The sequence below is a fragment of the Motiliproteus sp. SC1-56 genome (assembly GCF_017309075.1).
Lineage (GTDB): Bacteria > Pseudomonadota > Gammaproteobacteria > Pseudomonadales > Balneatricaceae > Motiliproteus.
In genome coordinates, this window is sequence record NZ_JAEMGS010000005.1 from 112,848 (window position 1) to 132,822 (window position 19,975).

Annotated in this window: 21 protein-coding genes and 2 tRNA genes; 7 read left to right on the top strand and 16 right to left on the bottom strand. The window is 61.4% G+C overall.

Going from position 1 to position 19,975, the window contains the following annotated elements:
- The first annotated feature begins 24 nt into the window (after positions 1-24).
- The 3 genes from JGZ97_RS07030 to JGZ97_RS07040 all read left to right on the top strand — a co-directional run bounded on the left by JGZ97_RS07030 (position 25) and on the right by JGZ97_RS07040 (position 2,678).
- Positions 25-783 (top strand): sulfite exporter TauE/SafE family protein, encoded by a 759-nt coding sequence (locus JGZ97_RS07030; protein ID WP_207061917.1) that lies wholly within the window; start codon positions 25-27, stop codon positions 781-783.
- A gap of 165 nt (positions 784-948) precedes the next feature.
- Positions 949-1,305: a 6-carboxytetrahydropterin synthase QueD gene (queD, locus tag JGZ97_RS07035; protein WP_207061918.1), complete on the top strand. Its 357-nt coding sequence runs from the start codon at positions 949-951 to the stop codon at positions 1,303-1,305.
- A 197-nt stretch (positions 1,306-1,502) separates the two neighbouring features.
- Positions 1,503-2,678 carry a cation diffusion facilitator family transporter gene (locus JGZ97_RS07040; protein ID WP_207061919.1) on the top strand — a complete coding sequence of 392 codons (1,176 nt, stop codon included), beginning with the start codon at positions 1,503-1,505 and terminating at the stop codon, positions 2,676-2,678.
- A 12-nt stretch (positions 2,679-2,690) separates the two neighbouring features.
- Here the strand turns inward: JGZ97_RS07040 and JGZ97_RS07045 are convergent, their stop codons facing one another.
- Positions 2,691-4,352, bottom strand: coding sequence for a SulP family inorganic anion transporter (locus JGZ97_RS07045; protein ID WP_207061920.1), 1,662 nt, complete (start codon positions 4,350-4,352; stop codon positions 2,691-2,693).
- Between the two features lie 174 nt (positions 4,353-4,526).
- Here JGZ97_RS07045 and JGZ97_RS07050 point away from each other — a divergent pair, with 174 nt between their 5' ends.
- Both JGZ97_RS07050 and JGZ97_RS07055 read left to right on the top strand, forming a co-directional pair.
- Complete coding sequence (locus JGZ97_RS07050; protein ID WP_207061921.1) at positions 4,527-5,237, top strand: ABC transporter substrate-binding protein; 711 nt, start codon at positions 4,527-4,529, stop codon at positions 5,235-5,237.
- Positions 5,238-5,328: 91 nt separating this feature from the next.
- Positions 5,329-5,949, top strand: a complete 621-nt coding sequence (locus JGZ97_RS07055; protein ID WP_207061922.1) for a pseudouridine synthase — start codon at positions 5,329-5,331, stop codon at positions 5,947-5,949.
- Here JGZ97_RS07055 and JGZ97_RS07060 read toward each other — a convergent pair.
- From JGZ97_RS07060 to dapA, 3 genes are all read right to left on the bottom strand, one after another.
- Positions 5,946-6,902: a 2-hydroxyacid dehydrogenase gene (locus JGZ97_RS07060; protein WP_207061923.1), complete on the bottom strand. Its 957-nt coding sequence runs from the start codon at positions 6,900-6,902 to the stop codon at positions 5,946-5,948. The two genes, JGZ97_RS07055 and JGZ97_RS07060, sit on opposite strands and share 4 nt — an antisense overlap.
- An 83-nt stretch (positions 6,903-6,985) precedes the next feature.
- Positions 6,986-8,326, bottom strand: a complete 1,341-nt coding sequence (gene bamC / locus JGZ97_RS07065) for an outer membrane protein assembly factor BamC (protein ID WP_207061924.1) — start codon at positions 8,324-8,326, stop codon at positions 6,986-6,988.
- Between the two features lie 3 nt (positions 8,327-8,329).
- Positions 8,330-9,211: a 4-hydroxy-tetrahydrodipicolinate synthase gene (gene dapA / locus JGZ97_RS07070; RefSeq protein WP_207061925.1), complete on the bottom strand. Its 882-nt coding sequence runs from the start codon at positions 9,209-9,211 to the stop codon at positions 8,330-8,332.
- Between the two features lie 200 nt (positions 9,212-9,411).
- Here dapA and bcp point away from each other — a divergent pair, with 200 nt between their 5' ends.
- The gene (gene bcp / locus JGZ97_RS07075; protein WP_207061926.1) at positions 9,412-9,861 is read left to right on the top strand and encodes a thioredoxin-dependent thiol peroxidase; all 450 of its coding nucleotides are present in this window, start codon (positions 9,412-9,414) and stop codon (positions 9,859-9,861) included.
- A gap of 18 nt (positions 9,862-9,879) precedes the next feature.
- Here the strand turns inward: bcp and JGZ97_RS07080 are convergent, their stop codons facing one another.
- The gene (locus JGZ97_RS07080; protein WP_207061927.1) at positions 9,880-10,962 is read right to left on the bottom strand and encodes an AI-2E family transporter; all 1,083 of its coding nucleotides are present in this window, start codon (positions 10,960-10,962) and stop codon (positions 9,880-9,882) included.
- Positions 10,963-10,989: 27 nt separating this feature from the next.
- Positions 10,990-11,226, bottom strand: a complete 237-nt coding sequence (locus tag JGZ97_RS07085; protein ID WP_207061928.1) for a sulfurtransferase TusA family protein — start codon at positions 11,224-11,226, stop codon at positions 10,990-10,992.
- A 161-nt stretch (positions 11,227-11,387) separates the two neighbouring features.
- On the opposite strand from JGZ97_RS07085, the gene JGZ97_RS07090 reads away from it, so the two are divergent.
- Positions 11,388-12,815 carry a M48 family metalloprotease gene (locus tag JGZ97_RS07090; protein ID WP_207061929.1) on the top strand — a complete coding sequence of 476 codons (1,428 nt, stop codon included), beginning with the start codon at positions 11,388-11,390 and terminating at the stop codon, positions 12,813-12,815.
- Positions 12,816-12,901: 86 nt separating this feature from the next.
- On the opposite strand, the gene nadA is transcribed toward JGZ97_RS07090, so the two are convergent.
- The 10 genes from nadA to tolQ all read right to left on the bottom strand — a co-directional run bounded on the left by nadA (position 12,902) and on the right by tolQ (position 19,938).
- Positions 12,902-13,972 (bottom strand): quinolinate synthase NadA, encoded by a 1,071-nt coding sequence (gene nadA, locus JGZ97_RS07095; protein ID WP_207061930.1) that lies wholly within the window; start codon positions 13,970-13,972, stop codon positions 12,902-12,904.
- Positions 13,973-14,078: 106 nt separating this feature from the next.
- Positions 14,079-14,154 (bottom strand) — tRNA-Lys (locus JGZ97_RS07100).
- Positions 14,155-14,173: 19 nt separating this feature from the next.
- Positions 14,174-14,249 (bottom strand) — tRNA-Lys (locus JGZ97_RS07105).
- Positions 14,250-14,420: 171 nt separating this feature from the next.
- A complete protein-coding gene (queC, locus tag JGZ97_RS07110; RefSeq protein WP_207061931.1) occupies positions 14,421-15,119 on the bottom strand; it encodes a 7-cyano-7-deazaguanine synthase QueC in 699 nt (232 codons plus the stop codon).
- Between the two features lie 34 nt (positions 15,120-15,153).
- Positions 15,154-15,960 carry a tol-pal system protein YbgF gene (ybgF, locus tag JGZ97_RS07115; protein ID WP_207061932.1) on the bottom strand — a complete coding sequence of 269 codons (807 nt, stop codon included), beginning with the start codon at positions 15,958-15,960 and terminating at the stop codon, positions 15,154-15,156.
- Between the two features lie 3 nt (positions 15,961-15,963).
- Positions 15,964-16,431, bottom strand: a complete 468-nt coding sequence (gene pal / locus JGZ97_RS07120) for a peptidoglycan-associated lipoprotein Pal (RefSeq protein WP_370584023.1) — start codon at positions 16,429-16,431, stop codon at positions 15,964-15,966.
- A gap of 168 nt (positions 16,432-16,599) precedes the next feature.
- A complete protein-coding gene (gene tolB, locus JGZ97_RS07125) occupies positions 16,600-17,898 on the bottom strand; it encodes a Tol-Pal system beta propeller repeat protein TolB (protein WP_207061934.1) in 1,299 nt (432 codons plus the stop codon).
- Positions 17,895-18,833 (bottom strand): cell envelope integrity protein TolA, encoded by a 939-nt coding sequence (gene tolA, locus JGZ97_RS07130; protein ID WP_207061935.1) that lies wholly within the window; start codon positions 18,831-18,833, stop codon positions 17,895-17,897. The genes tolB and tolA overlap by 4 nt, the downstream gene beginning before the upstream one ends.
- 10 nt (positions 18,834-18,843) lie before the next feature.
- Complete coding sequence (gene tolR, locus JGZ97_RS07135) at positions 18,844-19,266, bottom strand: protein TolR (protein WP_207061936.1); 423 nt, start codon at positions 19,264-19,266, stop codon at positions 18,844-18,846.
- A 3-nt stretch (positions 19,267-19,269) separates the two neighbouring features.
- Positions 19,270-19,938, bottom strand: coding sequence for a protein TolQ (gene tolQ, locus JGZ97_RS07140; RefSeq protein WP_207061937.1), 669 nt, complete (start codon positions 19,936-19,938; stop codon positions 19,270-19,272).
- Positions 19,939-19,975 lie beyond the last annotated feature (37 nt).

The window sequence follows — 19,975 nt, forward strand, 5'->3', positions numbered from 1 at the left end:
GCTAACCCACTAGAGACACTCTACGTGCTGGAAACATGGCAGCTGTTCGTTTTGAGCCTGGTGGGGCTGCTGGCCGGTTGGCTCAACGTGATGGCCGGCGGCGGCTCCCTGCTGACGCTGCCGGTGATGCTGTTTATGGGGCTTCCGGCGCCGGTGGCCAACGGCTCCAACCGAATCGGCATTCTGTTGCAGAATATCAGCGCGACCCTGACCTTTTACCGCCAGGGTTTCAGCGACTTCCGCCTCAGCCTGGGCCTGGCCCTGTTTGCCTGCCTCGGCGCCCTCGCCGGCGCCAGCCTCGGCGTGCAACTGGATGGCGCCTGGTTTGACCGGCTGCTGGCGCTGGTCATGATCGGCGTCCTGCTGCTGATGCTGTTCGCCCCCCCTGACACGCCCCGTTCAGAGACCACCGATCAAGCGCCCGGCAAGCGCCGCTGGCTGGCCTACCTCTGCATGATCGCGGTGGGGTTCTGGGGCGGGTTAATCCAGATTGGCGTGGGCTTTATCCTGATGCCGGTACTCAACCGTGTCCTCGGCCTGGACCTGGTGCGCGTCAACATGCACAAGGTGTTCATCGTCGCGGCGTATACCCTGGTGGCCCTGGGCGTGTTCGCCAGTCAAGTCGAGATCGACTGGTACGCGGGCATGGCGCTGGCGCTCGGGACCATGGTGGGGGGCTGGCTGGGCGTACACACCAACCTGGCCAAAGGCCAGACCTGGATTCGCCGGGTGCTGGTCATCACCCTGGTCGCCTTTATCATCAAACTGCTGTGGAGCGGCTGATACCGGGGACAGTGGCTACCCAAGTCAGCGCCATTGCCGCTGACCGGTTGAAACCGCTAAAATGCGGTTTCGGGCGCCCTCTCAATGGAGCGCCCTGTTTTTTTCCGGCGCCTTGCAGACCCTTTCAGCACCGCTCGACGCCACGTTAACGCCTGAGTACAGCTAATGGATATTTATAAAGAATTCACTTTCGAAGCCGCGCACCTCCTGCCCCATGTGCCCGCGGGGCACAAGTGCGGGCGCCTCCACGGACACTCTTTCCGGGTGCAGATTCATGTCAGCGGCGAGGTGGATGCCCACACCGGCTGGATCATGGACTTCGCCGACATCAAGGCCGCCTTCAAACCCATCTACGAGCGCCTTGATCACCACTATCTCAACGAGATCGAGGGGCTGGAGAACCCCACCAGCGAAGTGCTGGCCCGCTGGATCTGGGCCGAACTGAAACCCAGCCTGCCGCAGCTCAGCCAGATCCTGATTCAGGAAACCTGCACCAGCGGCTGCGTTTACCGGGGCGACTGATCGCTCGCCGGGCGTTTGCCCCGGGAAGGGAAACCAGCCGGGCGACGGTCTGCGGTCGATGAAAAACGCTTTCGTGCCCGGTTTTGCCCCCATGCCCGGTTATTCGTCAGCGGCACGGGCTGGGCTTCACCAACTGGCGACTTTTTTGTTGCCCGGCAAAACCTTACCATAAGCAAAAAAGAGCCGCCGGAACGCCCATGCACAGCCACAGTCATAGTCACAGCCACGCCCCCACCTCCCCTCAAGACCGGTCCGCCTTCGCCCAACGGGTTACCTGGATCGGCGCCATACTTGATGCGGTGCTCGGGGTCGCCAAAATCGTGGTCGGCTGGCTGTTCTATTCCCAGGCGTTGATAGCGGACGGGATTCACTCCCTGTCAGATCTGGTCACCGACTTTATGGTGGTGGCCATCGTGCGCATCTCCCACAGCGAACCCGATGAAGATCACCCCTATGGGCACGCCCGTTTTGAAACGCTGGGCACCGTGCTGCTGGGTTTCCTGCTGGTGGCGGTGGCCGGAGCCATGGCTTACGAGAGCACCCTTAACCTGCTCAATCCCGAAGAGATGCCCCTGCCCGGCTGGCCGGCCCTGGTGATTGCGGCAGTGTCCATTCTCAGCAAGGAGTGGATCTATCGCTACACCCTCGCCGCCGGCAAACGGATCAAGTCGGACCTTCTGATCGCCAACGCCTGGCACAGCCGCACCGACGCCTACTCCTCCATCGTGGTGTTCGTCGGGGTGGGGGGCGCCATGCTGGGACTCCCCTGGCTCGACAGCCTTGCGGCCCTGGCGGTGGCCCTGTTTGTTGCCAAGATCGGCTGGGATTTAAGCTGGAGCGCCCTGCGCGAGCTGGTGGATACCGCCATCCCCGCCGAGGAGCTGGAAGCACTGACCCAGGCTGCCCTGACGGTCGAGGGCGTGCGTGACGTCCACAGTTTCAAATCTCGTCAGATGGGGTCGGAGATTCTTCTGGAGCTCCACCTGCAGGTGGCCCCTTACCTGAGCGCCTCGGAAAGCCACTACATTGGTGAAGCGGTGGTGGCCAAGCTGCTCAAGGAGTTCGATAGCATCGGCCACATCATCTTCCATATCGACACCGAAGACGACGATGCGGCCAATTATTGCGCGGTATTGCCCATGCGCCAGGAGATCACCGAACTGCTGGACAGCGAGCTGCAGCAGGTGGATCCGACCTACCGGCGGGAGAAAGCGGTACTGCATTATATCCACGGCAAGGTCGAAGTGGACCTGTTCGTCAGCCACGCTGACCAGACGCCCGCACTGGATACCCGCACTCTGAGTGCTACCCTCAACCAGCGCCTTGGCGATCTGAGCTGGTTTCGGGAACTTAAAATCTGGGTTCCCGGCTAAACGCCGGGGCGGCTAGCGCGCTGCCGCGCTGGCCAGCAGGGGCTCTTCTCCCAGCAGCGCCTGGGCCCGCAGCAAAGCCGGGATACGCTGCGGGTACACCCGGTCTTCGCCCAACCGTTTCAGCACCCCCATCCGGGCCATCACGTCCGCCACCCCCTCGGCCATCCCCACCAGGTACACCTCCCGTCGCCCCTGACGGGACTCCAGGATCAACTCTTCGACGGCGATCGCCGTCGACACATCGATATAAGGTACGGCGGAAAGATCCAGCACCAGAGCATCGTGAGCCGTCTGGGCGGCAATCTTTTTCTGTATCGCCTTGGCCGCACCGAAGCTGACCGGTCCGGTCAACTGGTACAGTAAAATCCGGCCACGGGACTGGGCGAGAATCTCCCGCTCCTGGGGCGTCAAACAGGCTTCGTCATCACCAACCACCCGCGCCGACTCCAGCTGCAGGTCCGACAAGCGGCGCACGGTGTAGAGGTTCGCCAGGAACACACCCACCCCCACCGCAGTTACCAGGTCGACGAACACCGTCAGGTACAGCACCAGGAACATGAGCCCGGCCACGAACGGCGGGGCCCGGTGAACCCGACCCAGGAAGCGCCAGTCGATAATATCCAGGCCCACTTTCAGCAGAATGCCGGCCAGTACCGCGTGGGGAATCGCCTCCGCCAGCTGCCCTCCCCCCAGCACCGCCAGCAGCAGAAGCAGCGCATGGACCGCCCCGGACAACCCGGTGCGCCCGCCGGCGCGTATATTGACCACCGTGCGCATGGTGGCCCCGGCGCCCGGAAGGCCGCCGAACAGCCCGGCCGCCAGGTTACCGATGCCCTGCCCGACCAGTTCCCGATTGGGGTTGTGCTGACTCTTGGTCAAGTTATCGGCGACCAGCGAGGTGAGCAGAGAGTCGATGGCGCCGAGGGCTGCCAGCATCAGGGCGGCACGGATCATTTCCCCCGCAAGACTCATGTCCACATGCGGCCAGTGCAGCGCCGGCAGTCCCTGGGGAATCGATCCGATCACCGCAACAGCCCCCTGCGGGTAAAGCGAAACTGTCAGCGCCGTACCCAGAATCAGCGCCGCCAGCGGCGCCGGCAGCCAGCGATTGAAGGTCGAAGGCCAGAAGAACAGGATGGCCAGGGTCAGCAGCGCCAATCCGAGCGCATGGACGTTGAGTGCGACGATGGCCGCGGGAAGTTCCTGCAGCGCCGACAGGACACTGGCCTCGGCGGGATGCCCCAGCAGCGGTTCCAGCTGCAACAGAATGATGATGACCCCGATGCCGGTCATAAAGCCGGAAATCACCGGGAAGGGAACCAGGGTGATGTACTTCCCCAGCCTCAGCAGCCCGAACAGAATCTGAAAGCCGCCGGCAAGCATCACCACGGTAAAGGCCAGCACGGGACCGTTGGCCGGATCCCTGGCCACAAAGTCGGTGAAAACCGCCGCCATGACGACGGTCATGGGCCCGGTCGGACCGCTGACCTGGCTGGGGGTGCCGCCGAACAGCGCCGCGAACAGCCCGACACAGATAGCCCCGTAGAGTCCGGCCACCGGCCCCACCCCCGAAGACACGCCGAACGCCAGGGCAAGGGGGAGCGCCACCACCGCCGCCGTCACGCCGCCATAGATATCGCCCCTAAGGTGCCCCCAACGCTCGCTTTGTGCCACCGTTGTCCATTCTCCCGGTAGATTTTCCCGACCATCGACATTAACACCCTGTCCACAAGGGAAAAATGAGACCAAAGGGGAGAAGGCACCGGGGCAGCAAAAGAAAGCTGATGAGACGCCCTATTTTTAGTATCGTATGCGAGCTTTTACTTATGCTCGGCAAGGAGAGTCAAATTGTCTGTACGACGCGCCACCGCGATTTTTGCCTTATGGCTCGTCCCCGCCTCGCTGCTAGCCGCCTGCCCGGTTAGCAACGTCCGCGTCGGGCTGTTTGATTTTCCTCCGCTCTACCACCTGTCCGCCACAGGAGAAGCCGAAGGTCAGCTGGTGAACCTGCTAGACGAGGTCATGGCAGAGGCAGGCTGCACCTGGCAGCCCCGGTTCTTCACCGATACACCCAGCGCAGGCAAAAGCATCTTCCAGGGCTCCGTCGATTTGATGATGGCAATACGCCACCCGCTGATGGAGCCCCGGGTGTTTTATGGCAGCCTTCCCTTGACCCAACTGGAGCTCAACCTCTACCACGGACCTGCAACACCGGCCGCTCATGGACCCGAAGGACTCAAAGACAAAAGGGTTGCCGTCATTCGCGGCTTCGGTTACGGAGGGCTTATCAACCAGTTGCTCCCCGCCGCCGCGGCGATCGACCTCACTGTAGCCCAAAGCCACAGTGAAGCGTTCTCGCTGCTGTTCCAAAACCAAGTCGATTACGTGCTGGACTATCGCGGGCCCTCCGATGCGGTGCTGGCAACAGGCTCGCCAGTCCCTGTCACCTGGACCCCCTGGGGCTCGGAAGATCTGTTCTTCCTGGTGTCGAAGCATCTCTCGGATCCGCCGGCGCTGCTACAGGCCCTGGAGCAAGCGTTACGCCGGGTTCGACCGTAACCGGCTAACCGTGACGGCCTTGCCAGTGCCAGACCCCGTTTAGGTTATACTGCGCCGCTTGCTTTTGATGACCGCCGCTGGTTGAGCCCCGATGATCGAAATTCTTTACGCCGACGCCCACCTGGTGGTTGCCAACAAGCCCGCCGGGCTGCTGTCGGTACCCGGCCGTGGGCCGGATAAGCGCGATTGCCTGTGGCACCGGGTACAGCAACAGTTCCCCACCGCCCGCATCGTGCACCGCCTGGATTGCGCCACCTCGGGCGTGATGGTGCTGGCCTTGAATGCCGACAGCCACCGCGCCCTGAGCCGCCAGTTCCAGGAGCGCCAGACCGACAAGCGGTATGTCTGCATTGTTGACGGGCGGGTGGTCGCCGAGACCGGCCATGTGGCCCTGCCGCTGCGCTGCGACTGGGACAACCGCCCGCTGCAGATGGTGGATTTCGCCCAGGGCAAGGCCGCGCTGACCCACTGGCGGGTGCTGGAACGGGCCGCCGATCACACCCGCCTCGCCCTGACCCCGATAACAGGACGCTCACACCAGTTGCGAGTGCATATGAAAAGCCTCGGCCATCCCATTCTCGGGGACGCCTTCTACGCGCCCCCCAGGGTACAAGCGGTCAGCCCTCGACTGTTACTCCACGCCGAGCGGCTGCGCCTGATCCACCCGGGCGACGGCCAACCGCTGAGCGTTGAATCCCCCGCCCCGTTCTAAGCCACCACCCGCTGCGGTGAGCCGGCGACGAAAGCCGCGATATTTTCCGCCAGCTGGTCCACAATCCGCTGACGCGCCTCCAGGCTGCCCCAGGCACTGTGGGGGGTGACGATGAGATTCGGAACATCGCCGGCCAACAGTGGATTTCCCTCACGGGGCGGCTCCTGGGAGAGCACATCGACACCGGCTCCCCCCAGGTGCCCGCTCCTGAGGGCCTCGGCCAACGCCTGCTCATCGACGATGCCGCCACGGGCGGCGTTGATCAGCAGCGCCCCCGGGCGCATCCGGGCCAGTTCTTCGGCGCCGATCAGATCCCGGGTCGCCTCGGTCAGCGGGGTGTGGAGGCTGAGCACGTCCACCTGAGCGAGCAGTTCCGCCAGCGGCAGCCGGCCTTGCGCCGGGGATTCAGTCCCCGGTCGCTGGGCCACCAACACCCGCATTCCCAGCGCCTCCCCCAGGCGGGCCACGGCGCGACCAAGTTCACCGTAGCCGACGATCCCCAGGGTTTTGCCGGCCAACTCCATGATCGGATAGTCCAGCAGGCAAAAACGGGGGCTCTTTTGCCAGGCCCCTGCCCGCACGGCACGTTCGTAATCCAGCAACCGCGTGGCCAGCGCCAGCATCAACCCGAGCACGTGCTGAGCCACAGCGGCGGTGCCATAAGCCTGACAGTTGCTGACGCGAATTCCCTGATTCCGGGCCGCCTGGAGATCCACATTGTTGGTACCGGTCGCGGCGACGCAGATCAGCTGAAGCGCCGGGCAGGCAGCCAGGGTATCGGCATCCAGCACCACCTTGTTGCTGATGATCACCTGAGCGTCCCGCACCCGCTCCAGCACCTCGTCCGGCTCCGTGGCCTCGTAACGAACCCAGGGGGAGGCAACATTTCGCAGGGGGCCCATATCCAGATCGTCGAAGTCGAGGCTAGCTGCATCCAGAAAAACGGTCTTCATGGTCAACAACTCCTTATGCAGGCCGGACCGCGGTCAGGTCCGATAAAAAAGGGGCCCGTAGGCCCCTCTAGAATCGCCACGCCTCAACCGGCGGGCATGTTCTCTTTGATCTCCCACAGGATCTCTTCAGCCACCGTGTCCGGTGCCGGCTCCGCCCCATCGGTCAGTACCGAGACGTAGACGCCGCTACGCTGACGGTTGAGTTTCACCTGGTACTGGCCGGTATGCTCGAGCTTTCCGGTTGCTTCATTTTTTTCAAATCCGCTTTTGTCGCTGCCGAACACATAGATTACCCGTTCGCCCAGGTAGATCTTGTAACCTTCCTGCTCCTCCAGCGCCACCGGCTCATCGGGGCTCGGCTCATTACGGCTGTAACGGATACGCGCCTTTTCGTCGGGCTCGATCCCAAAGGCGCTTGAGAGCACCGAATCGCTGATGGTGATATCTTCTCGATCCCCGTGCAGCCAGCTTAAAAAGCCCCAGAACCCCCCTTCTTCCTCGGCGTCAAACGCCGTGGCGGTGGTGTAGGTGATGTAATACTTGCCCAGGGCGCGATCGGCGGACCCCACGTCAAGTTCGGCACGGGTCATGGCCTGCTCAAGCTGGGACCAGGCGACGTCGATATCCGCCGACAACTTCAACACCGGCTCACCGCGCGAATCCCGGCCAAGCAGTGCCGGACTCGTGCCCTGCTGGCGTCGCGCCAGTCCACGGGCAGAGGTGTCGGCGCTGCTTTTGCTCAGATAGTGCAGCAGCTCGTACATGATCTCCGACTTGTAGCTCAGGTCCTCCGCCTGCCGGGACCAGTCCACGGATTCGGTGTCTGCCGGCAGGCGTGCGTGCTGCAGGCGGATGGCGGTCTGCCCAGCATCCGCGGGGCGCGTGAGTACGAGTCGAAGCTTGTCCTGGTAAGGCGGCTCCACCTCCTGGAAGGTGGCGCGCTTAAGCAGGGTGGTGAAAAAGCCCGGCGCCTCTTCGCGGCCCGCGATCCAGGCTGTTTCCATAATGCCCAGCTCCGGGTCCATCAGGGCGATATCCACTTCGTTGTAGCGCCAGAAGCCCTGGACCTTCTCCCAGACGACCTCTTGAGGCTCGTCGACGAGAATCAGTTTTTCCTGCCCTTCACGGGCGAGGTTAACCACCTCGTTACCGGCCTCGGCATAAAAGAAACTGGGGCGCGGCACTTCGAAATCGCGCCCGGTGGCTGTCGCCACCTCGCTCACCTCAGGCACGACCAGAATATCCTCGATCGCCTCCGCATCCAGGTGCGCCGGCACCTCGATACGCGCCAGAGTCCGCGCCTGCTGGTAGTCCTGGCTGCGATCCCGGATCGCCCATTCATCTCCCCCGGGGAGCACATCGTTCACACTGGCACAACCGGCCAGCATCAGCCCCGCAAGGGCAACAACAGAAAGAGTCTTCATCGGTTACTCGGCAATCAGCCCCGCCCGGATAAGGCCCTGCCGCAGCGGCTCGCGCAGCGGCTCCGAGAGGGGCGTAAGGGGCAGGCGGATTCCGGTGCTGCAGTAGCCCATCTGGTGCAGCGCCCACTTGACAGGGATAGGGTTGGCCTCAACGAAAAGCTCCTTGTGCAGGTGGGCTACGGTCTCGTTGAGCTTGCGCGCCTCCTCACCCTTTCCGTCCAGGGCCAGGGCGCAGATTTCAGCCATCACCCGGGGCGCCACGTTGGCCGTCACCGAGATGTTACCCTGGCCGCCGAGCAGTATCAGCCCCATCGCGGTGGCATCATCCCCGGAGTAGATGGCAAAGCCTTCAGGCGCCCGTTCGATCAGCTCCTGGGCCCGCACCAGATCGCCGGTGGCCTCCTTGATACCGACGATATTGTCGATCTCTGCCAGCCGCATCACGGTATCGGGCAGCATGTCGCAGGCGGTGCGACCGGGCACGTTGTAAAGAATCTGGGGGATATCGACAGTTTCCGCCAGGGTGCGGTAGTGCTGATAAAGCCCTTCCTGGGTGGGCTTGTTGTAATAGGGCGTAACCAGCAGACAGGCGTCGGCGCCCATCTCCTTGGCGGCGGCGGTCAGCTCAATCGCTTCCCGGGTGGAGTTAGCCCCGGTTCCCGCGATCACCGGGATCCGACCGGCCACCCGATCCACCACGTACTTGATAACCCGGCAGTGCTCGTCGCAGTCCAGAGTCGCGGACTCACCGGTGGTGCCCACCGCGACAATGGCGCTGGTGCCTTCAGCGAGGTGAAAGTCCACCACCTTATCGAGACTGTTCCAGTCAATATCACCATTTGCCTCCATCGGCGTGACCAGAGCAACCAAGCTGCCAGTAATCATCAAGTCTCTCCACTTCAGAATTTTTTTGTCACCGGAGCACACCAAGTGACACATATCAACGTACCGTTTTATTATTCTGCCCCGTCTCATTGGACGGTCCGGCCCGTTCAGGTGGGCTATTTTAACGAATAAGCACCTGCAAGCGTACCCGAGGCCGGTACTAAATCAACAGATAGACCCGCGTGAAGGAGCATCCACTGATGGAACCCAGCATCGGCCAAAAGGCCCCCGACTTTACCGCCCCGGACCAGAATGGCGATCCGGTCACCCTGAGCCAGTTCCAGGGCCACAAGGTCATCCTCTACTTCTATCCCAAGGACTCAACACCCGGCTGCACCGCCCAGGCCTGCAACCTGCGAGATCATCATGAGACCCTTAAAGAGCAGGGCTACGTGGTACTCGGGGTGAGTACCGACAGCCCGAAACGCCATCAGAATTTTATCGCCAAGAACGAGCTGCCGTTCACCCTCATCGCCGACGAGGAGCGCAAGGTACACGAGCTCTATGGCACCTGGCAGCTGAAGAAATTCATGGGACGCGAGTACATGGGAACGGTGCGCACCACCTTCGTTATCGACGAGCAGGGAGTGATCAGCGACATCATCCGCAAGGTAAAGACCAAGGAGCACGCCGCACAAATCCTGGGTTGAGCCCGGTGGGGATTGGCCTTAGCCCGCCTCTTCGATGGCGGCCCCCGCCCCGGATCCGGCCCGGGGCCAGGCCGTCATCACCGCTTTGAGCAGGGTGGCCAGGGGAATCGCGAAAAAGACGCCCCAGAATCCCCAGAGCCCGCCGAAAACCAGCACCGCAACGATGATCGCCACCGGATGCAGGTTGACCGCCTCGGAAAACAGCAGAGGCACCAGCACGTTACCGTCCAATGCCTGAATGATCGCGTACGCGGCCATCAGGTACATGAACTCGTTGCTCCACCCCCACTGAAAGAACGCGATCACCGCCACCGGCAGCGTCACCACGGCAGCCCCGATGTAGGGAATCACCACCGAAAGCCCCACCATCAATCCCAGCAGCGCCGCATAATTAAGCCCCAGCGCGATAAACACAACGTAACTGACGGCGCCCACCACGATGATTTCCACCACCTTGCCGCGGACATAATTGGCGATCTGGGTATCCATCTCAGTCCAGACCTGAGACATGACTGCCCGACGTTCGGGAAGAAAGGAGGTCCACCAGCGCATGATCAGACCGCCATCCTTGAGAAAGAAAAACACCAGGATCGGCACCAGCACTAGGTAGATAAGCACCTGCACCAGGTTGGCGATGGACGACAGCGAGTAGGAGACGACAACTTGGCCAAGCTTGCCCAGCTCACTTCCCACCTGGCTGATCAACGAGCGCACCTGCACTTCAGAAATCAGGTCGGGGTAGCGCTGGGGCAACAGCAACAGCAGTTCCTGGCCTTCGGCCACCATGCCGGGCAGTTCGTTCAGCAGGTTCACCAGCTGCCCCCAGACCTGGGGAACCACAACCAGCAACAGGGCCATCAACCCCCCGACAAACGCGAGAAAAACCAGCGTCACCGCAAGATTATGGCCCATACCAAACTGCTCGAGCTTGCCCACGACGCCCTGCATCAGAAACGAGAGGATCATACCGGCGAAGACCGGCGCCAGGGTTCCCCCCAGGGTGAGAATGATCACCAGGGCCGCAGCCAGAAAAACGAACAACAACAATGCCTCCTCATCGGAGAAGTAGCGTTCGATCCAGCTGCTAATGACCTTAAACATCGATTGGAAATCCTCGGCAAAGCGGGTTCACGGCTTGGAGGCCTTGCGAATGGTGTAGAAATAATTTTGGTCGTGCACCTCAGCGGCCAGCAGCTCGTCTCCGGACTGGTCGGTAAAGGCCTTAAAGTCGCGCATTGAGCCGGCATCAGTGGCAATCACCCGCAACACCTGCCCCGGCTCAAGGCGGTTAAGGGCCTGCTTGGCCTTGAGCAGAGGCAGCGGGCAACTCAACCCGCTGGCATCAAGGGTCTGATCAATCTCCATCGGTGCTTCACCTTTGTATCCGCGTTCGGTTGAGCGTTATAGTACGGCTTGCACCCGTTGGACCTGAAGACGCTAGGAACGCGAAGCCGCAGCTGCGACTATATACCAAATACCAACCACCGATAAGCTGCGGGTGCGGGATTGGCTAAAAGAGGAAGCGTTTGAAAACCAAGCTGTTACCCTTGGCTTTTTTGGCCATGCTAGCCCCCCCCGCAAGCCAGGGCAGTAACGAGCTGCCGGTGATCGGGGATACCGCCTCTGCCATCGTCAGTCTCGACGAGGAATTCCGCATCGGCCGGGCCTGGGTACGGACGCTGAGAGCCCAGGCACCGCTTCTGAATGACCCCCTGGTCTACAGCTATACCGACAACCTGCTCTCCCGCCTCGCCACCTTCAGCCCCCTGCAAGACCGCCGCCTGAGTCTGGTGCTGCTCGAAAACAGCTCCCTCAACGCCTTTGCCGTGCCCGGGGGCATCATCGGTGTACATGGCGGGCTCTTTCTGTATGCCAGCACCGAGAGCGAATTCGCCTCGGTTCTCGCTCACGAACTGGCCCACCTGAGCCAACGCCACCACGCCATGACCCTGGAAGCCCAGCAACGCAACCTCCCCTGGCAGCTGGCGGCCACCCTGGCCAGCATTCTGATAGCCGCTAAGTCCGATGGCGCCGGCGGTACGGCGGCCCTGGTCACAAGCCAGGCCGCGAGCCAACAGCAGAGCCTGGCCTTCAGTCGCGACAATGAACGCGAGGCGGACCGCATCGGCATGCAGGTGCTGGCAGATGCCGGCTACACCCCCCGGGCCATGCCCAAAATGTTTGGCCACATGCAGCGCCAGATAGGACGAGCTGGCCGCAACGCCCCGGAGTTTCTACTGACCCACCCGGTAACCGAAGCCCGGGTTGCCGACGCCCTCAACCGCAGTGAACAGCTACCGAGCGAGGGCAAAACCGACAGCCTCGAATACCAACTGATCCAGACCCGGGTGAAGATCCACTTGGCCAAAAACCTGGGTGCGACCTACGCCCGCTACCGGGCCGCCGTGCGCCAGTTCCCCACCGAGCCCACCTACTACGGTTTGGCCCTGAGCGCGATCCGCAACAACCACTTCGAGGAAGCGCGCGAGGCAATAGACTGGCTGCTGGAACAATCGCCTGACCGCATGATCTACCGCATCGCCGAATTTGAATACTGGCTAGCCACACGCCAAGGAAAAAAGGCCCTGCCGGCGCTTGCCAAACTGCTGGAGGTTTATCCCGGCAACCACGCCCTGACCATGCTGTTCGCCCAGACACTCACGCAACAGGGCCATCCAAACCAAGCGGTTGAACTGCTGAGAGCCCACAGCCGACGCTACCCCCAGGACATGGAGCTCTGGTACACCCTTGCCGAGGCCGAGGGCCTGGCAAACAACATCCTCGGGGTTCACCTGGCGCGGGCCGAATACTACCTGCTGAAAGGGGCGGTTCGACGGGCCGAAAACCATCTGGAGGTCGCCCTCAAACTGCCCGAGCTAAGCCAGCATGACCGACTTCGCATCGAACAACGGCTTAAGGACGCCAAGCAGATCCGCCAGGACCTGGAGTTTTAGCCCCGGATAAAAAACGAGGCCCACCAGGGGCCTCAAGAAGGGGTTTTCAAAACGGTACCAGGCGGGCCGTCGCGCTCTGCGCGAGCTCAGGCGTTAACCGCCCCAGACTGCTTCAAAGCGGCGGTAAAGTCCAGCATCCGGCGCAGCGGAACCAGCGCGCGCTCGCGCAGCCCGGCGTCAACTTCGATGGCGTTGCTTCCGGTCTCCAGGACCTGGGCCAGGCTTTCCAGATCGTTCATCGCCATCCAGGGGCAGTTTGCGCAGCTGCGGCACGTGGCGCCCTGGCCACCGGTCGGCGCTGCAATAAAGGACTTGCCCGGGGCCGCCTGCTGCATTTTGTAAAAAATACCCTGGTCAGTCGCCACGATAAAATGCTCGTTAGGTAGCTCTTGGGCGGCTTTGATTAACTGGCTGGTAGAGCCCACCCGGTCGGCCAGTTCAACCATGCTCGCCGGCGACTCGGGGTGCACCAATACCGCGGCATCCGGATAAACCCGCTTCAGGTCGCTGAGCCCCTTGGCCTTGAATTCGTCGTGAACGATGCAGGCGCCGTCCCACATCAACATCTCGGCACCGGTTTCGCGCTCAATGTAACTTCCCAGATGCTTATCCGGGGCCCAGATAATCTTTTCACCCTGTTCCACCAGGCTCTCGACGATCTCAAGAGCGCAGCTGGAGGTTACCACCCAGTCGGCCCGGGCTTTGACCGCGGCCGAGGTATTGGCGTAAACAACAACCTTGTGGTCCGGGTGCGCATCACAAAATGCGGAGAACTCTTCGATCGGACAGCCGATATCCAGCGAGCAGGTGGCCTCGAGGTTGGGCATCAAAATCCGCTTTTCCGGGTTGAGGATCTTGGCCGTTTCCCCCATGAAACGGACCCCTGCCACCACCAGCGTCGAGGCAGAGTGCGCACTCCCGAAACGGGCCATCTCGAGGGAGTCAGAGACACAGCCCCCGGTCTCTTCGGCCAGCTCCTGCAGCAGTGGGTCGGTATAATAATGCGCCACCAGGCAGGCGTCCTGTTGTTGCAACAGGGTCTTGATCCGCGCCTTATACGCCACCACCTGATCGTCGCTGTAGGCGGGCTGCCGATACTGGTGAGCGAGGTGCTCCTGAACCAGTACGCGATCGGCAATCTGTTTCTCTGTCAGCATATCTACAACCATTTCACCGTTGCAACGTGCTTTCGGCATCGCCGAAAGCAGCGAGTTTACCACAAGTCAAAAAGACCACGGTGTGCAACCTGGAGTTCCGGGGGAATGGTGGGTCGTACAGGATTCGAACCTGTGACCAATTGGTTAAAAGCCAACTGCTCTACCAACTGAGCTAACGACCCGCTCAAGAGAGAAAAAAGTTGGTGGGTCGTACAGGATTCGAACCTGTGACCAATTGGTTAAAAGCCAACTGCTCTACCAACTGAGCTAACGACCCAACGGGTGACGTATGATACGCCCCTTGAATGGAAAATCAACTATTGAAAGCAGGATCCCGCTTCTCGGCGCAGCCCAAAGAAGCGGCGCCAAGCGCCGGCGACCTACCCCGAAGGCGCCAGCCTCAGAACTAAGAGCCCGCCCGGGACAATGGCGCTCAAAACGCGCGATCTCAGCGTGATCCCGAGCCGACCTTGTACCGGGTCACATCCTCTGCACCGGCGTCAGCAAAACCCTGCGCCCGCAAGCGACAGCTGTCGCAGACACCGCAGGCCCGGCCATCTTCATCAGCCTGGTAGCAGGATACGGTCAAGCTGTAATCCAGCCCCAGTGCGACACCCTGCTGAATGATCTGCGCCTTGGTCAGTTCCAGCAGGGGCGTCATGATCCGCACCGGACGCCCGCTGACGCCAGCCTTGGTGGCAACATTCGCCAGGGCCTGAAAGGCCTCGATAAACGCGGGGCGGCAATCTGGATAGCCTGAATAATCAACCGCATTGACCCCGATATAGATCGCATCAGCGTCGAGTACTTCTGCCCAGCCAAGGGCCAGGGAAAGGAAGACCGTATTACGGGCCGGCACGTAGGTAACCGGTATTCCTGCTTCCAACTGCTCGGGCACCGCAATACTGGGGTCGGTCAGCGCCGAGCCACCGAAGTCTTCCAGGCTTAAACGCACGATCTTGTGCTCCACCACTCCGATCTTGGCAGCCACTTCCCGGGCGGCATTCAGTTCGGTCAGAGAACGCTGGCCGTAGTCAAAGCTGAGCGCATAGCAGGAAAAGCCCTCGGCAGACGCCATGGCCAGGGCCGTAGCCGAATCCAGGCCGCCGGAAAGCAGCACCACGGCCTTTTTGTTTGTATCAGACATGAAAAGTACTCGAAGAAAGGACCGCCCGGGCGGATCAGTTCTGACTGAGAAAATCCCGTGCCAGCTGGGCGGACTGCTGGTCGGGGTATTGCCGAACGACCTGCTGCATCAGCTCAGCAGCCTGCTGACGATTACCGAGCGCAGCCTCGGTCAAAGCCAGCTTGTAGGTGGCCTCCGGCGCTTTGGCGTGTTGCGGAAACCGTTCCAGCAGCCGCTGGTAAGCCTGGCGGGCCGCCTCCTGATCAGGGTTGGGCTTTGCCCGGTGCACCTCGCCCGTCCAGTAGAGAGCGTTGGCCAGAAGCAGGCTTTGCGGGTAGTCGCGCTCGAATGCTGCGAAAGCCGCCAGAGCCTGGGTGTATTCCCGCTGGCGAACCTTGGCAAAAGCTTGTCGATAGGCCTGGGAGTCTGTCAGTTGAGGAACTGCCGTAGGTGTCGTCCCTGCCCCTTCAGTACCAGCAAGAGCTGGAGGTACCACCGGCGGCAAGGCAGACTGCTTAGGCGGCTCCTCCGCCAGACGTTGGGTCAGCAGGGTGATGCGGCGGTCCAGGTCCCGGTAGCGGTCCCGCTGGTTTTTCCGCATTTTATCCATCTGGTGACCCTGCTCTTCAACACGGCCACGCAAAAATCGCACCTCTTCCTGGAGCTGGTCCAGCGTCATCAGCAGTTCTGCCACCTGATTAGGCGGCATGGCGGCACGCTGCTGCGGCGCAGGAGCACTCCGCGGTGCAGCAGTCTCTTTGCCGTCACTACGATCAATGACAGGGACCGACGCCTGCTGCGCCATAACGCAAGAACTGGCCAGCACCACAAGGGTGCCGACCAGCGGTTTCAGAGTTCGCATTGCTTAACGGCTTTCGTATTTCAGCTCTACGCGACGATTTTCAGACCAGGCAGCTTCGCTGTGACCTACCACCGCAGGACGCTCTTCACCGTAGCTGACAGTTTCGATCTGCTGGCCGGGCACGCCCTGAACTGTCAGGTAACGGCTGACCGCCTTGGCACGACGCTCACCCAGCGCCATGTTATATTCCCGCGTTCCCCGCTCGTCGGCATGGCCCTCAAGTACGGCCTTGGCGGAGGGATTATCCAGCAGGTACTGGGCATGGGCAGTCAGGGCCTCGAAGGCCTCGGACTTGACCACGGCCCGGTCAAAATCAAAGTAGAAGACAGTCTGCAGGTCGGTGACGTCGGCCGCGCCTTGATCCATTGCGCTGCTGTCGGTCCCCATTTGGCTGCCCTGCATGCTTTCGCCCGCACCGGCACCCGTGGCGGCAGCGGCATCCTGCTCGGCGCGCTGGTCTGCCTGATCCATGGAGTCGGCACTGTCACTGGTCGAGCTAGTCGTACTACAACCGGCAGCCCACACGACAGTTGCGGCGATTGCCATAGCCTTGCTGAGATTTCCCACTCGCATTATCTGCTCCTAATAATAATTCAGACACTTGTTTGTTTTTCGGCATAAGGTACTGCGTAGATTGATCTATTGCAAGTAAGGGGACCATGCTGGCTCGCGCACATTCCCCTCACGTGAAGGCAGCTTGTATTTCACGGTTCCGTCGATGGAAACCACCGCCAACACTTCCCGGGTTCCCTCCTGGGTGCCGTAGATCACCATGCTGCCGTTAGGCGCAATACTCGGTGACTCGTCTAGGTAGGTTTCGGTCAGCACATCCAGGCGCCCGGTCTTAAGGTCCTGCACCGCGATATGGAAAACCCCGTTATTGCGATGAACCATCACCAAGTGACGACCATCCTGGGTCAGACTGCCCCGGGCATTATAGTCGCCTTCAAAGGTGAGACGCTCGACCCAGCCGGACTCCAACTCAATACTGTAAATCTGCGGCATGCCTCCCCGGTTGGAGGTAAAAATGATCGAGCGTCCGTCCGCCGACCAGGTGGGCTCAGTGTCGATCCCATAGTGCCGGGTAATCCGCTGAAACTGGCGGCTGGCGATATCCAGCACATAGATCTCCGGATTGCCGTCCTTAGAGAGCGTCATAGCCAGGCGCGAACCGTCGGGGGACCAGGCCGGCGCTCCGTTCAACCCGCGAAAACCGGTCACTCGCTCGCGTGCACCGCTCTGCTTATCCTGCAGGTAAATGGCAGGTCGACCGGTCTCAAACGAGACGTAGGCGATCCGCTTGCCGTCACGGCTCCAGCTTGGAGAAAGAATCGGCTCGCGGGACTCAAGTATGATCCGCGCGTTGGCACCATCGGCATCGGCCAGCTGCAACTGGTAGTTAAACTCGTCGGGGCCCAGCTTTTTTGAGGTGACGTAGACAATTTCGGTGGAAAAGGCTCCAGGGATCCCGGTCAGCTTCTCGTAGACCTTATCACTGATGTAATGGGCCGCTTTGCGCAGGCTGCCGGGCCTCACCGTCAGCTGCTCACCGAGCAGACGCTGCTCCTTGAGTACATCGTGCAGTTCAAACTCGACCCGCAGCTGTCCCCCTGCGGCCGGCAGGACACGGCCAATAACAAGGTATTCCTGGCCGCCCAGGCGCCAGTCACGAAAATAGACCTGCTCCGACCGGGTGGGGAAACTGAGCATGTCGGCACGATCCATCATTTTGAACAGACCGCTGCGGTACAGATCAGCAGCAACCACCTTGGAGACATCCTCGCTCAGCGCGCTGGTACCGGCCCAGCCGAACGGCACTACGGCGACCGGTACCGGCTCGTCCACCCCTTGAGTTATTTCGATGGTCAGTTCGGCGCGTGCGCCAAAAGCAATGAAAAGCAGCGCCCCAAAGAGCAGGGCTGACAGTCGGCGGGTCACAGTCGTAAATCCTCCGGTCTGAATTTGAGTTTGATTCGACGTAGGTTGCGGTCAAAAACCACGGGGTCAATGTTCTGGAGCTCGGGGAAGCGCTCGGCCTTGAGTACCGCATTCACCGCGCTGCGGTCAAAAGCCCCATCACCGCTGGAGCGGGTGACGTAAGCGTCGTCGACCTCCCCAGTGGGTAGCAGGTGAATTTGCAGCTCCACCTCCATACCGTTACGGGCAGAGGGGGGGCGAGACCAGTAGGAAGCCACCACCTCTCGAATCAGGTCACCGGCAGAGGCTACTACCTGCTGCTCTTGCGCCGCCCGGGCGCGGGCCAGTTCGGCCTGGCGCGCCTGCTCGGCTTCCTGCCGGGCACGCTCCTCAGCGGCAGCCTTGGCCGCCTCCTGGCGGCGCTGTTCCTCGGCCCGCTCGCGGGCTAAACGCTCCTCTCGAGCCTTCTCCGCAGCCCGTTTAGCTTCCGCCTCTTTGCGGGCCTCGGCTTCGCGCCGCGCCTTCTCCTGACGGGCTTTTTCCTCGGCCAAGCGCCGACGCTCGGTCTCGGCGCGGCGCTTGGCCTCCGCCTCGGCCTTCTTACGTTCGGCTTCGGCACGGCGCTTCTCTTCGGCCGCCCTTTTTTCGGCCAGCTCCTGCTTGCGCTTTTCCTCAGCGCTGCGCTTAGCCTCGGCTTTTTTCTTCTCGGCCGCGAGGCGCTTTTTCTCCTCCTCGCGACGCTTCTTCTCAGCCTGACGCCGCACCTCTTCCTGCTTGGCCTGCTCCGCCTGGTTAAGCGCCTTGAGATCAATCAACTCAGCCTTCACGTGGCGAAACGGCTGCACCCGCCGCTCAGCCTCCTGGTCAAACCAGGTCGAGGCCGCCAAAAACAAGATTCCGCCGTGCATTGCAACGGCGATACAGGCAGGTACGATATAGGAACGCAGGTCGTTCACTGCCAACCGCCTACTCGGTAACCAGGCCGACACTGGGTGCGCCGGCACCCTGCAGCGCCGCCATCAGGCCCACGACCCGCTGGTAATCCACCGCCTTGTCACCACGCACCAGTACCAGCTTCTTGGGGTTGGTACGCAGTATTTTTCCCACTCGGTCCGCCAAAATCGGCAACTCGATTGCCTCCTTGGGATCACCGCCGACATTGAGGAAATACTCCCCCTGGGCATTGACGGTGGCAATCAGGGGCTCTTCGTCCCGAGTGTCAACCGGCTCCGCTCCCGCCTGCGGCAACTCAACATCCACCCCCTGGGTCAACATGGGCGCCGTGATCATAAAAATCACCAGCAGCACCATCATCACATCGATGTAGGGAACGACGTTGATCTCCGCATTCAGCTTGCGGCGCTTCTTATTGGGTCTCAGCGCAGTCATAAATCAGTTGGACCCGTAGACACGACGATGAAGAATGCTGGAGAATTCCTCGGCAAAGGTCTCGTAACTGTTCATCAACGTTTCCACCCGCGCCGAGTAGCGGTTGTAGGCGATAACCGCAGGTATTGCGGCGAAAAGGCCGATCGCCGTGGCGATCAGGGCCTCAGAGATGCCCGGCGCCACGCTGGCCAGAGTGGCCTGATGGACATTCGCCAGTCCCCGAAACGAGTTCATGATGCCCCAGACGGTGCCAAAAAGACCGATGTAAGGACTGGTGGAGCCGACGGTCGCGAGGAACGGCAGGTGGGTTTCCAGCTTCTCCTCCTCCCGGGCCAGCGCTACCCGCATGGAGCGCTGCACACCGTCCATCACCGCATCCGGATCGGCATCGCTTTGCTGGCGCAGGCGGGTGAACTCCTTGATCCCAGCGCGGAAAATATTCTCCAAGGCACTGTTGGGATTGGGTTGGGCATTGACCTGGCGAAACAGCTGGCTCAGATCGACGCCGGACCAGAACTTCTCTTCGAACTCCACCAGCGTACGCCTTGCCCGCCGCAAATAGTTGCGGCGCTGAATAATCATCACCCAGGACACCACTGAGGCCAGCAGCAAGCTGATCATTACCAGTTGCACCACCAGACTGGCGTTGACCACCAGGCTCCAGAGAGACATTTTTTCAACCACCGTGTTGGGTCCTCATCTTGGCTGT

Excerpts from the sequence above, each read along its gene's own strand:
- queD (WP_207061918.1), top strand. The coding sequence starts at position 949 with ATGGATATTTATAAAGAATTCACTTTCGAAGCCGCGCACCTCCTGCCC.
- JGZ97_RS07040 (WP_207061919.1), top strand. The coding sequence starts at position 1,503 with ATGCACAGCCACAGTCATAGTCACAGCCACGCCCCCACCTCCCCTCAA.
- JGZ97_RS07055 (WP_207061922.1), top strand. The coding sequence starts at position 5,329 with ATGATCGAAATTCTTTACGCCGACGCCCACCTGGTGGTTGCCAACAAG.
- JGZ97_RS07060 (WP_207061923.1), bottom strand. The coding sequence starts at position 6,902 with ATGAAGACCGTTTTTCTGGATGCAGCTAGCCTCGACTTCGACGATCTG.
- bamC (WP_207061924.1), bottom strand. The coding sequence starts at position 8,326 with ATGAAGACTCTTTCTGTTGTTGCCCTTGCGGGGCTGATGCTGGCCGGT.
- dapA (WP_207061925.1), bottom strand. The coding sequence starts at position 9,211 with ATGATTACTGGCAGCTTGGTTGCTCTGGTCACGCCGATGGAGGCAAAT.
- bcp (WP_207061926.1), top strand. The coding sequence starts at position 9,412 with ATGGAACCCAGCATCGGCCAAAAGGCCCCCGACTTTACCGCCCCGGAC.
- JGZ97_RS07080 (WP_207061927.1), bottom strand. The coding sequence starts at position 10,962 with ATGTTTAAGGTCATTAGCAGCTGGATCGAACGCTACTTCTCCGATGAG.
- JGZ97_RS07085 (WP_207061928.1), bottom strand. The coding sequence starts at position 11,226 with ATGGAGATTGATCAGACCCTTGATGCCAGCGGGTTGAGTTGCCCGCTG.
- nadA (WP_207061930.1), bottom strand. The coding sequence starts at position 13,972 with ATGCTGACAGAGAAACAGATTGCCGATCGCGTACTGGTTCAGGAGCAC.
- queC (WP_207061931.1), bottom strand. The coding sequence starts at position 15,119 with ATGTCTGATACAAACAAAAAGGCCGTGGTGCTGCTTTCCGGCGGCCTG.
- ybgF (WP_207061932.1), bottom strand. The coding sequence starts at position 15,960 with ATGCGAACTCTGAAACCGCTGGTCGGCACCCTTGTGGTGCTGGCCAGT.
- pal (WP_370584023.1), bottom strand. The coding sequence starts at position 16,431 with ATGGATCAGGCAGACCAGCGCGCCGAGCAGGATGCCGCTGCCGCCACG.
- tolR (WP_207061936.1), bottom strand. The coding sequence starts at position 19,266 with ATGACTGCGCTGAGACCCAATAAGAAGCGCCGCAAGCTGAATGCGGAG.
- tolQ (WP_207061937.1), bottom strand. The coding sequence starts at position 19,938 with ATGTCTCTCTGGAGCCTGGTGGTCAACGCCAGTCTGGTGGTGCAACTG.